Origin of the sequence: Rhodococcus sp. USK10 (assembly GCF_019378875.1) — a bacterium.
Taxonomy (GTDB): Bacteria; Actinomycetota; Actinomycetes; order Mycobacteriales; family Mycobacteriaceae; genus Rhodococcus_F; species Rhodococcus_F pseudokoreensis.
In genome coordinates, this window is record NZ_CP076048.1 from 5,619,887 (window position 1) to 5,634,094 (window position 14,208).

The 14,208-nt window shown below is 68.9% G+C and carries 9 protein-coding genes; 4 read left to right on the plus strand and 5 right to left on the minus strand.

What is annotated here, in order from left to right; translation table 11 throughout:
• The first annotated feature begins 141 nt into the window (after window positions 1-141).
• Window positions 142-975 (plus strand): alpha/beta fold hydrolase, encoded by an 834-nt coding sequence (locus I1A62_RS33115; protein WP_219456532.1) that lies wholly within the window; start codon window positions 142-144, stop codon window positions 973-975.
• Between the two features lie 21 nt (window positions 976-996).
• Here I1A62_RS33115 and hutG read toward each other — a convergent pair whose 3' ends face one another.
• The 4 genes from hutG to I1A62_RS33135 are packed head-to-tail and all read right to left on the minus strand — an operon-like array spanning window position 997 to window position 6,399.
• Complete coding sequence (gene hutG / locus I1A62_RS33120) at window positions 997-1,959, minus strand: formimidoylglutamase (protein ID WP_072938871.1); 963 nt, start codon at window positions 1,957-1,959, stop codon at window positions 997-999.
• The gene (gene hutI / locus I1A62_RS33125) at window positions 1,956-3,179 is read right to left on the minus strand and encodes an imidazolonepropionase (protein ID WP_219456534.1); all 1,224 of its coding nucleotides are present in this window, start codon (window positions 3,177-3,179) and stop codon (window positions 1,956-1,958) included. Before hutI ends, hutG begins: the two co-directional genes overlap by 4 nt.
• Before the next feature lie 47 nt (window positions 3,180-3,226).
• Entirely contained in the window at window positions 3,227-4,903 is a 1,677-nt protein-coding gene (gene hutU, locus I1A62_RS33130) for a urocanate hydratase (protein WP_219456536.1), read from the minus strand.
• Between the two features lie 59 nt (window positions 4,904-4,962).
• Window positions 4,963-6,399 carry a cytosine permease gene (locus tag I1A62_RS33135; protein ID WP_219456538.1) on the minus strand — a complete coding sequence of 479 codons (1,437 nt, stop codon included), beginning with the start codon at window positions 6,397-6,399 and terminating at the stop codon, window positions 4,963-4,965.
• 228 nt (window positions 6,400-6,627) lie between these two features.
• Between I1A62_RS33135 and I1A62_RS33140 the strand changes: the two genes are divergently transcribed.
• Window positions 6,628-11,307, plus strand: coding sequence for an NAD-glutamate dehydrogenase (locus tag I1A62_RS33140; RefSeq protein WP_219456540.1), 4,680 nt, complete (start codon window positions 6,628-6,630; stop codon window positions 11,305-11,307).
• Between the two features lie 100 nt (window positions 11,308-11,407).
• Window positions 11,408-12,175, plus strand: a complete 768-nt coding sequence (hutC, locus tag I1A62_RS33145) for a histidine utilization repressor (protein WP_124390165.1) — start codon at window positions 11,408-11,410, stop codon at window positions 12,173-12,175.
• Here hutC and I1A62_RS33150 read toward each other — a convergent pair.
• Entirely contained in the window at window positions 12,137-12,745 is a 609-nt protein-coding gene (locus I1A62_RS33150) for a PadR family transcriptional regulator (protein ID WP_257890601.1), read from the minus strand. The genes hutC and I1A62_RS33150 overlap by 39 nt on opposite strands.
• 137 nt (window positions 12,746-12,882) lie before the next feature.
• Between I1A62_RS33150 and I1A62_RS33155 the strand changes: the two genes are divergently transcribed.
• Complete coding sequence (locus tag I1A62_RS33155) at window positions 12,883-14,115, plus strand: glycosyltransferase family 87 protein (protein ID WP_219456542.1); 1,233 nt, start codon at window positions 12,883-12,885, stop codon at window positions 14,113-14,115.
• Window positions 14,116-14,208: the final 93 nt, after the last annotated feature.

A 14,208-nucleotide genomic window follows, 5' to 3' on the forward strand; every position in this document is an offset into this window, starting at 1 on the left:
CAGTGGTAGGCCCACGAATCCTCCGGATCCGGGGCTCCGGGGAGGTCATGGGCAAGAAATTTCCCCCACCGGACCGATGATTATCCCCGTCGGGGGCGGTCCTACCTGCGACCGATGATCACCTGCAACGAGGAGAACGCGATGAATTCCGCATCGACCGCCACCACCCACGCCCGGACTCTCGACGTTCCCGGTGCCAGGCTGTACTACGAGGTGAGAGGGTCGGGGCCCGTCGTGGTGCTCGTCGGCGCCCCGATGGACGCCGACTCCTTCGCGCCCGCCGCCGATCTGCTGGCCGCCGAATACACCGTGCTCACGACGGACCCGAGGGGCATTCGCCGCAGCCCGGTCGACGACCGCGACCGCGATTCGACGCCGGAGATGCGCGCCGACGACCTCGCCCGGCTGCTGACGCACCTCGACGCAGGCTCTGCCGTGGTGTTCGGTTCCAGCGGCGGCGCCGTCAGCGCGCTCGCGCTCGTGCAGGCGCATCCCGAACTGGTGCACACCGTGGTGGCTCACGAGCCGCCGCTGGACGAACTGCTCGACGACCGCGAGGAACTGCGCGTGAAGACCGACGAGATCATCGACGCCCACCTCGGCGGGGACGTCGTGGGGGCGTGGAGGAAGTTCCTGGATCTGGCGAACATCCACCTGCCCGAGGAGGTGTTCCAGCAGATGGTCGGGGGCGAGCGGGACGAGCAGACCGAGGCCGACGAGTACTTCCAGCACGCGCACATGCTGCGCCCGACCACCCGCTGGTGCCCGGACGTCGCCGCGTTGCGCTCGGCGTCCACCCGCGTCGTGGTCGGTATCGGCGAGGAGTCGGGAGGTCAACTCTGCGACCGGACGTCGCGGGCGCTCGCCGCCGAATTGGGGATCGAGCCCACGCTGTTCCCGGGTGATCACATCGGCTTCGCCCACGACCCGGCCGCGTTCGTCACCCGCCTGCGCGCAGTGCTGCGGGAGGGCTGAGCGCAGGCTCCCCGGGAGACCTCAGCCGACGATCGGAATGCGTTTCGTGGCGATCCGGTGGATGAACCGGGCGGCGGTGCGGGCGGTGCGGTTGTCGATGTCGAACGACGGATTGAGCTCGGCGACATCGACGACCGCGAGTTTTCCGCTGGCGGCGACCGCGTCGCACACGAATTGGATCGTCTCCGCGGGAACCCCGTACGCGGCGGGAGCGCTCACTCCCGGCGCGACCGCGGCGGGCAGGACGTCGAGGTCGATGGTGAGGTAGACGAGATCGACGTCCGACAGGAACTCGCTGACGAACACGGCCACCCGGTGCCGGTCGGACACCGAGCACTCGTCGTCCAGGAGGTACCGGACGTCGTATCCGCGTGCGGTGTCGAACAGTGCGGTGGTGTTGCTGGGCTGGCTGATGCCGAGCACGGAGTACTGCAGGGTGGTGCCTGCCGCGTGTTCCCGTTCGAGGATCTGCCGGAACGGTGTGCCCGAACTCGGCACCGGATCGGACCGCAGGTCGAAGTGGGCGTCCAGGTTCAGGATCCCGACCCGTTTGCGCGGGGTCCGGACCGCGGCCTGCGCCAGACCGAGGTACGTCCCGAACGCCACCTCGTGGCCGCCGCCGAGGACCACGGGGAACTGGCCGGCGTCGAGCGTCGCGGCAACCACGGCGCCCAGCGCCTCCTGCCCGGCTTCCAGACGATTGTCGGTGACCGCGACGGTGCCGGCGTCGTACGCGCGGAGCGGTTCGGCGAGCGCCATCGACGACAGCGCGCTGCGCAGCGCGTCCGGACCGCGGGACGCGCCGCGGCGCCCCTTGTTCCGTTCCACGCCCTCGTCGCTGGAGAATCCGATGAACACGCAGGCGCCCGGCTCGGCGCCGTCCCGTAGCGGGGTGACCGCCTGGTGCCAGCGGAGGTGGTGACTCGACGTGCCGTCCATCCTGCCGACCCAGGGGGGTGGCGGTATCAACAGGTTCTCCATCATCGCAATGCCCTCGCTTTCTCGTGACCGACGTGCGCGGACCAGGCGAGTTCGCCGCCCCGCCACACATCGCTGACCAGGGGGACGCCGGGCCGGTAGGCCAGGTGCAGGTACGACGGCGCGTCGAGGGCGAGGGCGTCGGCCCGCGCTCCGGGACGCAGGACCCCGACGTCGGCGCGTTGCAGCGCGCGGGCGCCGCCCGCCGTCGCCGCCCAGATCGCTTCGTCCGGGGTCATGTGCAGGTCCCGCACCGCGATCGCGATGCAGAACGGCAGGCTGGTGGTGTAGCTGGTGCCGGGGTTGCAGTCCGCACCGAGCGCGACCGTGACACCGGCGTCGAGCAGGGCCCGGGCATCGGGGTACTTGTTGCGGGTCGAGAAGTCCGCGCCGGGCAGGAGGGTCGCCACCGTCGAACTCTGCGCGAGCGCGTCGATGTCGGCCTGCGTGGTGTAGCAGACGTGGTCGACGGACGCGGCGCCGAGTTCGACGGCGAGCTGGACTCCGGGCCCCTCGCGGAGCTGGTTTCCGTGGACGCGGGGGATCAGCCCCTTCGCCATTCCTGCGGTGAGCACGGCGTGCGCCTGATCGCGGTCGAACGCGCCGGTCTCGCAGAACACGTCGATCCATTTCGCCTGCGGTGCACAGGCATCGATCATCTCCGAGCACACCATAGCGACGTAGTCGTCGGCACGGCCCGCGTATTCCGGCGGCGGAACGTGAGCGGCGAGCAGCGTCACCTCGTCGGTGAGGGACGCCGCGATCCGCGTGCTGCGCAATTCGTGCGCGACCGTCTGCCCGTAGCCGGTCTTGCATTCCACCGTGGTGCTGCCCGACCGCAGCGACTCGTCCAGTAGTCGCCGCGTGTTCGCCTGCAGTTCTTCGTCGGTGGCGTTCCGCGTCGCCTCGATCGTGTTGCGGATGCCACCCGCCGCGTACGGCTGCCCGGCCATGCGGGCGGCGAATTCCTCCGCGCGTTCCCCGCCGAACACCAGGTGCGAGTGGCTTTCGACGAAGCCCGGCAGCACCGCCCGGCCGTCGAGGTCGTGCCCGACGTCCGCGGCAGGCGCCGCGTCGGTGCTGCCGACCCAGGTCACCACGCCGCCGTCGAAGACGACGGCGGCGTCGCGGATCAGCCCGAGCGGACCTTCCCCCACTGTCGGGTCGTTGGTCACCAGGGTGCCGATGCCGGTCAGCGCTGTGGAGCGGGAGGTGTTCGCTGTCACTGCTGTTCCTTCCAGTGGTTCGAAGATACGGTCGCTCGGGCGGTTGGTCATCCCTCGGACATCGGCACGCGGACGCCGCGCTCGCGGGCGACGTCGGCGGCGTGGTCGTAGCCGGCGTCGACGTGCCGGATGACGCCCATGCCGGGGTCGTTGGTCAGGACCCGCTCCAACTTCTCCGCGGCCAGGTCGGTGCCGTCCGCGATGCACACCTGACCGGCGTGGATGGACCGGCCCATGCCGACCCCGCCGCCCTGGTGGATGGAAACCCACGACGCGCCCGACGCGGTGTTGACGAGCGCGTTGAGCAGCGGCCAGTCGGCGATCGCGTCGGAGCCGTCGAGCATCGACTCGGTCTCACGGTACGGCGACGCGACCGATCCGGAATCGAGGTGATCGCGACCGATGGCGACGGGCGCCGACAGCTCACCGGACGCCACCATCTCGTTGAACTTCTGGCCGGCCTTGTGCCGTTCGCCGTAGCCGAGCCAGCAGATCCGGGCCGGCAGACCCTCGAACGCCACCTTTTCGCCTGCCATCGTGATCCAGCGCTTCAGGTGCTCGTTCTCGGGGAACAGTTCGAGGATCGCCTTGTCGGTGGCCTCGATGTCCTTCGGGTCGCCCGACAGCGCGGCCCAGCGGAACGGGCCGAGGCCCTCCTCGAACAGCGGACGGATGTAGGCGGGCACGAATCCGGGGAAGTCGAATGCGCGGTTGTAGCCGGCCTTGCGGGCCTCGTCGCGGATGGAGTTGCCGTAGTCGAACACCTCGGCGCCCTTGTCGAGGAAGCCGACCATCGCGGCGACGTGGCGGGCCATCGACGCGCGGGAGTCCTCGGTGAACTTCACCGGGTCCTTGTCGGCCATCGCCTTCATGTCGGCGAAGTCGATGCCGAGCGGCAGGTACGACAGCGGGTCGTGTGCCGACGTCTGGTCGGTGACGATGTCGATGGGGGCGTTCATGGCGAGCAGTTCGGGGAAGATCTCCGCGGCGTTGCCCTCGAGGCCGATGGACAGCGGGCGCTTCGCGTCGCGGGCCTCGGTTGCCAGACGCAGGGCGTCGTGGATGTCGGTGGCCTTGGTGTCGAGGTACTTGTGCGCGATGCGGCGGTCGATGCGGGTGACGTCGCAGTCGACGCAGATCGCGACGCCGTCGTTCATCGTCACTGCGAGGGGCTGGGCGCCGCCCATGCCGCCGAGGCCCGCGGTCAGGGTGATGGTGCCGGCGAGCGAACCGCCGAAGCGCTTGCGGGCAACGGCGCCGAACGTCTCGTACGTGCCCTGCAGGATGCCCTGCGTGCCGATGTAGATCCAGGATCCGGCGGTCATCTGCCCGTACATGATCAGGCCGAGGGCGTCGAGCTTGCGGAATTCCTCCCAGTTGGCCCAGTCGCCCACCAGGTTCGAGTTCGCGAGCAGGACGCGGGGCGCCCACTCGCTGGTGCGGAACACACCGACCGGCTTGCCGGACTGCACCAGCATCGTCTCGTCCGACTTCAGGGTCTTCAGCGTGCGGACCATCGCGTCGAACGCCTCCCAGCTGCGCGCGGCCTTGCCGGTGCCGCCGTAGACGACGAGCGAGTCGGGGTGCTCGGCGACCTCGGGGTCGAGGTTGTTCATCAGCATGCGCAGGGCGCCTTCTTGCTGCCAGCCGAGGGTCGTCAGCTCGGTGCCGCGGGGCGCCGACACGGGGCGGGGTCCGGAAACCGGAGGCGTCGTGGTGGTCATGTCGTGTACTCCTTGATGGTCGAACGAGAGAGGTGGAAGAGTCTGGGGTTCAGCGTGATTCACTGTCGTGTATCAGCCATGGCGGTGTGTTCCGGGTAGATCATGGCCGGAGGCGGGTTGCTGCTGCGCTTCGCGAGCGGGTAGTAGATCGCGGCGGTGAAGACGATGCCGACGATCCACGAGATGTCCGCGCCGCCCAGCATGTCCGTCACCGGGCCGGTGTAGAGCTTCTGCGCGAGGAACGGGATCTGCGCGACGACGCCGATGGCGTAGCAGCTCATCGCGGTCGTGTTCCAGCGGCCGTAGCGGCCCGCCGGGTCGTACAGGGCCGGGATGTCCACGCGCTCCTTGGAGATGAGGTAGTAGTCGATCAGGTTGATGGCGCTCCACGGGGTGAAGACCATGAGCAGCACGAGGACGAAGTTCTTGAAGTTGTTGAGGAAGTCGGCGCTGGCGCCGATCGCGATCAGCATCGACACCGCGACGAACCCGATGATGTACAGGCTGCGGGCGCGGGTCGAGATGCGCGACTGCCCGTTGAACGCGGTCACTGTGGTGAGGATCGACATGAATCCGCCGTACGCGTTGAGGCAGTTGACGGTGAGTTTCCCGACCAGGATCACCAGGTAGATCATCAGGGCGATGACGGCGGGTCCGGCGAGTTCGCCGATGAAGCCGACCTGGTCGCTGAGGAACGCGTCGCCGGCGACGGCGGCGACGAGCGCGCCCAGCGTCATCGACCACTGCGAGCCGATCACGCTGCCCGCGAACGTCGACCAGAACGTCTTCCGCTCGCTCGTCGAGCGCGGCAGGTAGCGGGAGTAGTCGGCGACGTACGGTCCGAACGTCAACTGCCAGCCGGCTCCGAGCGAGATCGCGAGGAGGAACGTGACGATGTCGAAGCCCTTGATCCCGACGAACGCGGCCACGTCGTACTCGGCGAACAAGCGGATCAGCAGGTAGGTGAAGCCGATGATGCCGACGACGGTCGCGACCTTGCCGACCACGTGGATGAGCTTGTACCCGGTCACCGCCACGAACGCGGTCATCGCGCCGAAGATGAGGATGCCGACGGTGGCGTTGTCGATGTGGAGGATCTCGTTCACGGCCTGACCGGCGAGGACGCTGCCGGTCGCGGCGAAGCCGAGATACATCAGGACGACCAGGACGAGCGGGAGCACGGCGCCGAGGACGCCGAACTGGGCCCGGCTCGAGATCATCTGGGGCAGGCCGAGGCGCGGTCCCTGAGCGGAGTGCAACGCCATGACGGCACCGCCGAAGACGTTGCCGATCAGCAGGCCCACGATGGCCCACAGCGCATCGGCACCGAAGACGACTGCCAGGGCGCCGTCCACGATCGCGGTGATCTGCATGTTGGCGCCGAACCAGAGCGTGAACTGGCTGCGCGGAGATCCGTGGCGCTCGTCGTCCGGGACGACGTCGATGGTGCGACGCTCCGGCGCGAGGCTGATCTCGGGAGGTCCCTCGTGTGTCATTGGCCTGATGTCTCTCTGTGACGAGTCCGGCAGCTGGGGTCGGTCCCGGGTGCTCTGTCCCATGTCCTGATTCCAGTGTGCTCTGACTCACGTTTTTTATCGCGTTAGATGTATAGTCCTGTATAGACAACCCCCTGTCAAGCGTTCTCCAAGGACCCAGCCGAGAAGCGTGCCGGCCCGCCACTGCACCAGCCGGGAGTCCCGATGCTCCCGACGGAAGGTACTGACATGAGAGTAATTTCGACGTCCTCACATCCGCTCGAGCGCGATGAGCAGCTGTTTCCCGATCAGGAGGCGCGCGAGCGCTTCCTCGACCTCTACCTCCGCACCGCAGGTCACCCCGACGCCGACAACGCGGATCCCGAGGCGCGTGACCGGATCGCGAACACACATCTCGAGACGGGACGACACCGGATCCCCGGGACCGCGGTCGTGCGCGGCATCGACGCCACGGACCCCAGCGGGATCGGACCCGCCGTGCAGATCGTCACCGACGACATGGCGCTGCTCGTCGAATCGGTACTCCTCACCGCGGCAAGGGTCGGCGCCCCCATCGAGGAGGCACTGCACCCGGTCGTCGCCGCCCGCCGCACGGAGTCGGGCACCCTCACCGACGTGCGTCCGGCCACCGAACCGGGGACGGCGGAGTCCTGGATCCACGTGGGACTTCGCTCCGACACCGGCGAGACGGTCGTCGCCGCACTCGCCGAATCCCTGACCGCCGTCCTCTCCGACGTGCGCCGGGTCAACGCGGATCTGGCGCGCATGCGCGAACTCCAGATCCAGGTGTCCGGGCAACTCGACGCGCAGGCAGGCCAGGACGCGCTGTCCGAAGAACTCCGCGAGGCCGCCGACTTCCTGCGCTGGTGCGAGGCGGGCAACTTCACCGTCCTCGGTTACGCGCGGTACGACGCCGCCGGCGCACCCCGGGAGAGTCTCGGCGTCCTCCACGACCGGGAGGGCGACCGTGCACCCGCCACCGATGCCGGTCCGGTCCTCGCGATCGGGCAGGCGGCGCTCCCGGTATCCGTGCACCGTTCGTCGTATCCGTCCTTTGTCGGCGTCCGGGCCGCAGGGGAGGAACACCGCTTCGTCGGCGTATTCACGCCCGCGGGCAGGCACGAGAACGTCCTGGACATTCCGGGTGCGGGCCGCCGGGTGCGGGCCCTGCTCGACCGCGCCGGCTTCGACATCGATTCCTTCTCCGGGCAGGCCGTGCTGCAGGTCGTGCAGGCGCTGCCGCTGACCGAATTGTTCGCGGCGAGCCCGGACTCGCTGCATTCGGCCCTCACCGAGGTCGCCGGCATCACCGCGCGCGAACACATCCACCTCTTCCTGCGCACGGACGTCCCCGGCGACAGCATGTCGGCGCTGGTGTTCATCCCTCGCGACCGGTACAACACGCGGACGCGCCTCGCGGCCCAGCGGGTCCTCCTGGACGAGTTGAACGGCACCGCCGTCGAATACACCACCAACGTGTCCGAGTACCCGCTGGCGATGGTCCATTTCACGATGCGCGTCCCCGCGGACACCGCAGTGACGGACACGCGGCGACTGGACATTCAGCGCCGGATCGCCCGGGCCTGCCGGACCTGGGAAGACCGGTTCCGGGACGAAGGCGATACCGCCGAACGCGACCTCCTCGCGCACTATTCGGAGCACTTCCCCGCGGTGTACAAGCACGACTTCGACACCGAGCGCGCCCATGCCGACCTGGCGGTGTTCGAGGCACTGACGGACGGGGCGATCGAGACGCGACTCGACACGCAGGCCGCCGACTGGCGTTTCACCTTCTTCGTCGGCGGCGCCCCCGCCTCCCTCAGCGACGTGCTCCCGATCCTGCAGAGCATGGGCGTCGCGGTCCTCGACGAGCGCCCGTACACGGTCGCGAACAGTCGCGGAACCGTCTGCTGGATGTACGAATTCGGGATTCGCCACGCATCGGCCAGGCCGTCGGACGACGCACTGCCGCACCGCTTCACGGAAACGTTCGCCGCGGCCTGGGAATCGCGGGCGGAGACGGACAGTTTCAACGAACTCGTACTCCGGGCCGGCCTCGACTGGCGGGAGGTGGAGGTGCTGCGGGCCTACGCGCGCTACCTCCGGCAGGGCGGATTCCCGTACAGCCAGAACCACATCGCGACGGTCCTCGGGGATCACCCGGAGATCTCGCAGGCGCTGATCCAGCTGTTCGCCGCGAGGTTCGATCCGGACGCCGCGTCGGAGCCGGGCGAACTGACCGGCTCGCTGGAAACGGCGATCGGCGACGTACTCGGCCTCGACGCCGACCGCATCCTGCGCGCCTACCTCAACGTGGTGCTGGCGACCCTGCGCACCAACCGCTACGTCCGCGCGGGGCGGGAACGGGAGGTCCTGTCGTTCAAATTCGATCCGCAGCGGATCCCCGAACTGCCGCAGCCGCGGCCGCGTTTCGAGATCTACGTCTACTCGCCGTGGGTCGAGGGTGTGCACATGCGATTCGGCGCCGTCGCGCGGGGCGGCCTGCGGTGGTCCGACCGCAAGGAGGATTTCCGCACCGAGGTGCTCGGTCTGGTGAAGGCGCAGGCGGTCAAGAACTCGGTGATCGTGCCCGTCGGCGCGAAGGGCGGGTTCGTCGTCGCCCGTCCACCGGCCCCGACCGGAGACGCGGCGCGGGATCGGGACGCACACCGCGCCGAGGGTGTGCGCTGCTACCGCAGCTTCATCAGCGGACTGCTGGATGTCACCGACAACGTGGACCTCGCGAGCGGCGTCGTGATCCCGGCGCCGCGGGTGGTGCGGCACGACGGCGACGACACCTACCTCGTCGTCGCCGCGGACAAGGGCACCGCGACGTTCTCCGACATCGCGAACGACGTTGCGGCGCAGTACGGGTTCTGGCTCGGTGACGCATTCGCGTCCGGCGGATCCGTCGGTTACGACCACAAGGCGCTCGGCATCACTGCCCGCGGCGCGTGGGAGAGCGTGAAACGGCACTTCCGGGAAATGGGCGTCGACACCCAGTCGGAGGAGTTCACCGCCGTCGGGATCGGCGACATGAGCGGCGACGTGTTCGGCAACGGAATGCTGGCCAGCCCGCACATCCGGCTCGTCGCCGCGTTCGATCACCGGCACGTGTTCCTCGACCCGAACCCCGACGCGGCCACCTCCTTCGCGGAGCGGGAACGGCTGTTCGCGATGCCGCGGTCGTCGTGGGCCGACTACGCACCCGGTCTGATCAGCGCGGGCGGCGGTGTGTGGGAACGGTCGAGGAAGAGCGTTCCGGTCAGCGAGGAGGCGCGGCGCGCGCTCGGGCTGGCGCCCGGGACCACCGAACTGTCGCCACCAGACCTGGTTCGCGCGATCCTGCGGGCGCCGGTGGATCTGCTGTGGAACGGCGGGATCGGCACGTACGTGAAGGCGGGCACCGAAACCCACCTCGACGTGGGCGACAAGGGCAACGACGGAGTCCGGGTGGACGGCGCCGACGTCCGTGCGCGGGTGATCGGTGAGGGCGGCAACCTCGGCCTCACCCAGCTGGGACGCATCGAATTCTCCCGCAACGGCGGTCGAATCAACACGGACGCGCTCGACAACTCGGCGGGCGTGGACTGCTCCGACCACGAGGTCAACATCAAGGTCCTGCTCGACGCCCTGGTCAGCGGCGGCCGCCTCGCGGCGGAGGATCGCGCGGGTCTGCTGGCCGAGATGTCCGGGGAGGTGTCGCGTCTCGTGTTGTCCGACAACGTCGCCCAGAACGACGTGCTGGGCACGAGCCGGGCCGACGCCGCCGCGTCGCTCGCGGTGCACGGACGGCTCATCGGCCACCTGGAGGGCCGCTACGGTCTGGACCGCGTCATCGAGGTGCTGCCGTCCCGGAAGGAGATCGCCGCCCGGGAACGCGCGGAGGCGGGACTCACGTCGCCGGAACTCGCGACGCTCATGGCGCACGTCAAACTGGCGCTGAAATCGGATCTGCTCGCCGGCGACCTGCCCGACAGCCCGGCGTTCGCGGACGCCCTCGCCGGGTACTTCCCGCGCAGACTCCGGGAGTCGTTCGGCGACGCCATCGGCGAACATCCGCTGCGCCGGGAGATCGTCGCGACGGTCCTCACCAACGACGTCGTCGACAACGGCGGCATCACGTACGCCTTCCGGCTGGGGGAGGAGGCCGGTGCGAGCGGCGCCGACGCCGTGCGCGCGTTCGCGGTGGTCTCGGAGGTGTTCGACCTGCCGTCGCTGCGCCGCGACATCCGGGACGCCGGCCTCGACGCCGCGCTCTCGGACGAGTTGACGCTGTTCACCCGGCGGCTGCTCGACCGGGCGTCGCGGTGGATGCTCACCCGCAGGCCCCAGCCGCTCGCGGTCGGGGCGGAGATCAGCCGATTCCGTGACCGGGTCGCGGACCTGACACCGCACGTCGCGGGCTGGCTGTGCGGCGAGGACGCGGAAAGCCTCCGCAGCCGAACCGCCGCGCTGGTGGCCCGCGGTGTCCCCGCCGACCTGGCCGGGCGCGTCCAACTGCTGCTCGACCGGTTCGCGCTGCTCGACATCGTCGAGATCGCCGACATCACCCAACGCGACCCCCACGAGGTGGCCGAGGTGTATTACCGGCTCGGGGAGTGCCTCGGGCTGGTCCACCTGCTGGTGGGGGTCTCGCAGCTGGGACGGGGTACGCGGTGGAACGCGCTGGCCCGGTTGTCGTTGCGCGACGAGTTGTACGACACGGTGCGGGCCCTGTGCCTGGACGTGATCGCGGGCAGCGAGATCGCGGACACGGCGGAGCAGAAGATCGGGGAGTGGGAGGACCGCAACGCGGCCCGGCTGGCGCGGGCCCGCCACACCCTCGACGCCGTCACGGAATCGGGTGAGCACGACCTGGCCGCCCTGTCCGTCGCGACCAGGCAGCTCCGCAGCATGGTGAGGTGACTTCGGGCGCACCGCGCGATTGCGGCTTACCCGTGCAGTCGGCCGATAGACTGCAGACGGCCGACTGCACGGGAAGTTCGTCGGTGCCGCAGAGGAATGGGTGTCAGTGGTAGAGATCGCAGTAGTCGACGCGGAGCTTGCTGCGTTGTACAACGGACCGGGGACGGAGTCGGCCCCGGCGTACGAACGCGTCAAGCACCTGATCGTGTCGCAGATCAACGCCGGCCGCTGGCAGGAGGGCGATCAGCTGCCCTCGGAGAATCAGCTCGTCGGCGCTCTGGGGCTGTCCCGCATGACCATCAACCGTGCACTGCGCGAACTCAGCGCCGAGGGTCTCGTGGTGCGCCTGATGGGGGTGGGCACGTTCGTGGCGGCCACGAAGACGGCGTCGCCGCTGTTCGAGGTCAAGAACATCGCGGACGAGATCCAGCAACGCGGCCACCGCCACCGGACCGAAGTGGTGTACGTGCGTGAGGAAGACGCCGACCCGGCCAACGCCTTCATCCGGGATTCGATCCGCGGCAAGGTGTTCCACTCCCTGATGATCCACTACGAGGACGACACGCCGATCCAGCTCGAAGACCGGTTCGTCAACCCCGCCGAGGCGCCCGGGTATCTCGATCAGGACTTCACCCAGCAGACGCCCAATCACTATCTGAGCGTGGAAGCCCCGCTGACGAGGGGTGAGCACGTCGTCGAAGCGATCCTCGGATCACCGGACGAATGCCGCCTCCTCCACATCGAGCGTTCCGAACCCTGCCTGCTGATCCGGCGCCGCACCTGGTCGTCCCGAGGGCTCGTCAGCGCAGCGCGTCTCGTGCACCCCGGTTCACGGAACCGTCTCGAAGGGTCGTTCGGGACCGGCTGATCGGTTCGGCCACACGAGGCTCCCGTCGCGGATGCTCGCGATCGTCGACGCGATCCAGTCCAGCTCGGCCCGCGCGGCGTGGAGTGCGTAATCCGCCTCGACGACGAACAGGGCAGGTGCGCCGTCACCGAGCGCGCGGGTGAGCTTGGCCTGATCGGATTCTATTCTTGCGGTGAGCCGTTGGGCGCGTTCGGTGAGGGCATCGACGGCGCCCTCGCGTCCCAGTGCGCCGAGATAGCTGATCGCGGCGAAGAACGGTGAGAACTCCCGTGCGGCGCTGCGGATCTGGACGTCCAGTCGGCTCACCAGTTCCGTGCGCCCGGCATCGGTGAGGGCATAGACGGTGCGGGCGGGCCGACCCTCCCGTTGTGCACGTTCGTGTTCCTCGATCCAGCCCGCCGCCGCGAGGGCGGCGACCACATTGTTCAGCGAGCCGCGATTGAGCGGCCACTGCCCCTCCTCGCTGCGCTCGCGCAGCGTGACCTCCATCTGGTAGGGGTGCATCGGCGATTCGAGGAGCAGTCCGAGCACCGGCAGAACGAGCGGATTGTCGAGGGCGCGTCCGGGCATGATCGAAATATATCAGTCTAAATAAACTAGGACGAAGCGCGCGGTTCGGGCGCCACGACCTCGCCTTTGTCACGATTGGGTCACGGCCCGCTACGGTGGATCGTTGACCACGACGCCGATCATGAAAGAACAAATTCTTGTTACAGAGTGAATCGAAGTTCAGGGATTATCGTCTCCATGCCGTCGCGCTCCTCGTGGGCGTCCTCTCCGTGGGGGTGGTGGCCTACCGGGAGTTCGATGCGGCAACGGGCTACCTGATGGACCTCTCCGTGTTCCGCGACGCCGGCCACGCCTTCGTCAGCGGGCTGCCGCTCTACTCCGCGGACTTCCCGAGCAGTTCCGGGTTCAGGTTCATCTACGCACCCTTCGCGGCGATCCTGTTCGCGCCGATGGCGGAGATCGACCCCTCGGTCCTGCAGGCCCTGTGGTGCGCACTCAACCTCGGGCTCGTGTGGTGGATGGTCAAGGTGGCGCTGTCGAAACTCGACGTCGGCCGCCCCGAACTTCTCGCTCTGCTGTCGATGGGGCCGGTACTTCTCCTCGAGCCGATGCGCTCGAACTTCGACTTCGGTCAGATCAACATCATCCTGATGGCGCTCGTGGTCGCCGACTGCACCGGGGTGATCCCGAAGAGGTTCCGCGGAATCGCGATCGGCCTCGCCGCGGCAATCAAGATCACCCCGGCAGCCTTCCTGCTCGTCCTGCTCGTCCGCCGCGACTTCCGCTCGATCGGACGGTCGCTCGCCACGATCCTCGTCACCGTCGGACTCGGTTTCTGGCTGCTGCCGCAGTCGTCGGTGTGGTTCTGGACCACCGAATTCTTCGCCACCGGCCGTGCGGGCGCGCCCGACTTCTTCCGCAACCAGGCCGTCACCGGCGTCATCGCCCGGCTCGGGGCGGAAGGCAGGCTCGCCAGCATCCTCTGGGTGCTCAGCGCGGCCGTCATCGTCTCCGCCGCCGCATGGTCGGCGTACCGGTTCACGCGGTCGGGTGAACACCTGATCGCACTGTCGATCGTGGCCCTGGCTTCGCTGCTCGCCGCGCCGTTCGCCGTCACCCACCACTGGGCGTACAGCATCCTGCTGATTCCGATCCTGATCGCACCGCAGTACCGCAGCTGGCGGCCGCTGGTCGGCGCCGCGACGCTGATCTTCCTGATCGGCCCCAACTTCGTGCTGCAGTCGTCCTCGTCCGGCTGGGTGGAGGCCGCCGTCCGGGAGGTGATCGGCAGCTCGCAGTGCCTCGTCGCCCTGGTCCTGCTCGGCGCCGCCGTCGTGGCCGCGCGATCCCGAACCCCGCTCCCGGACGTCGAGACCGACGCCGCGCCTGCGGACGCCGATGCCGATGCTCTGGAGCCGGCCCGGGGCTGACCGCCCGTTTTCCCGCCGGGCGAATGTACCTTTCGGCGCCTCGGCAGCGCCGAGAGGTACATTCGCCCGGCGTCGACGGGCCGCGCGGACGAC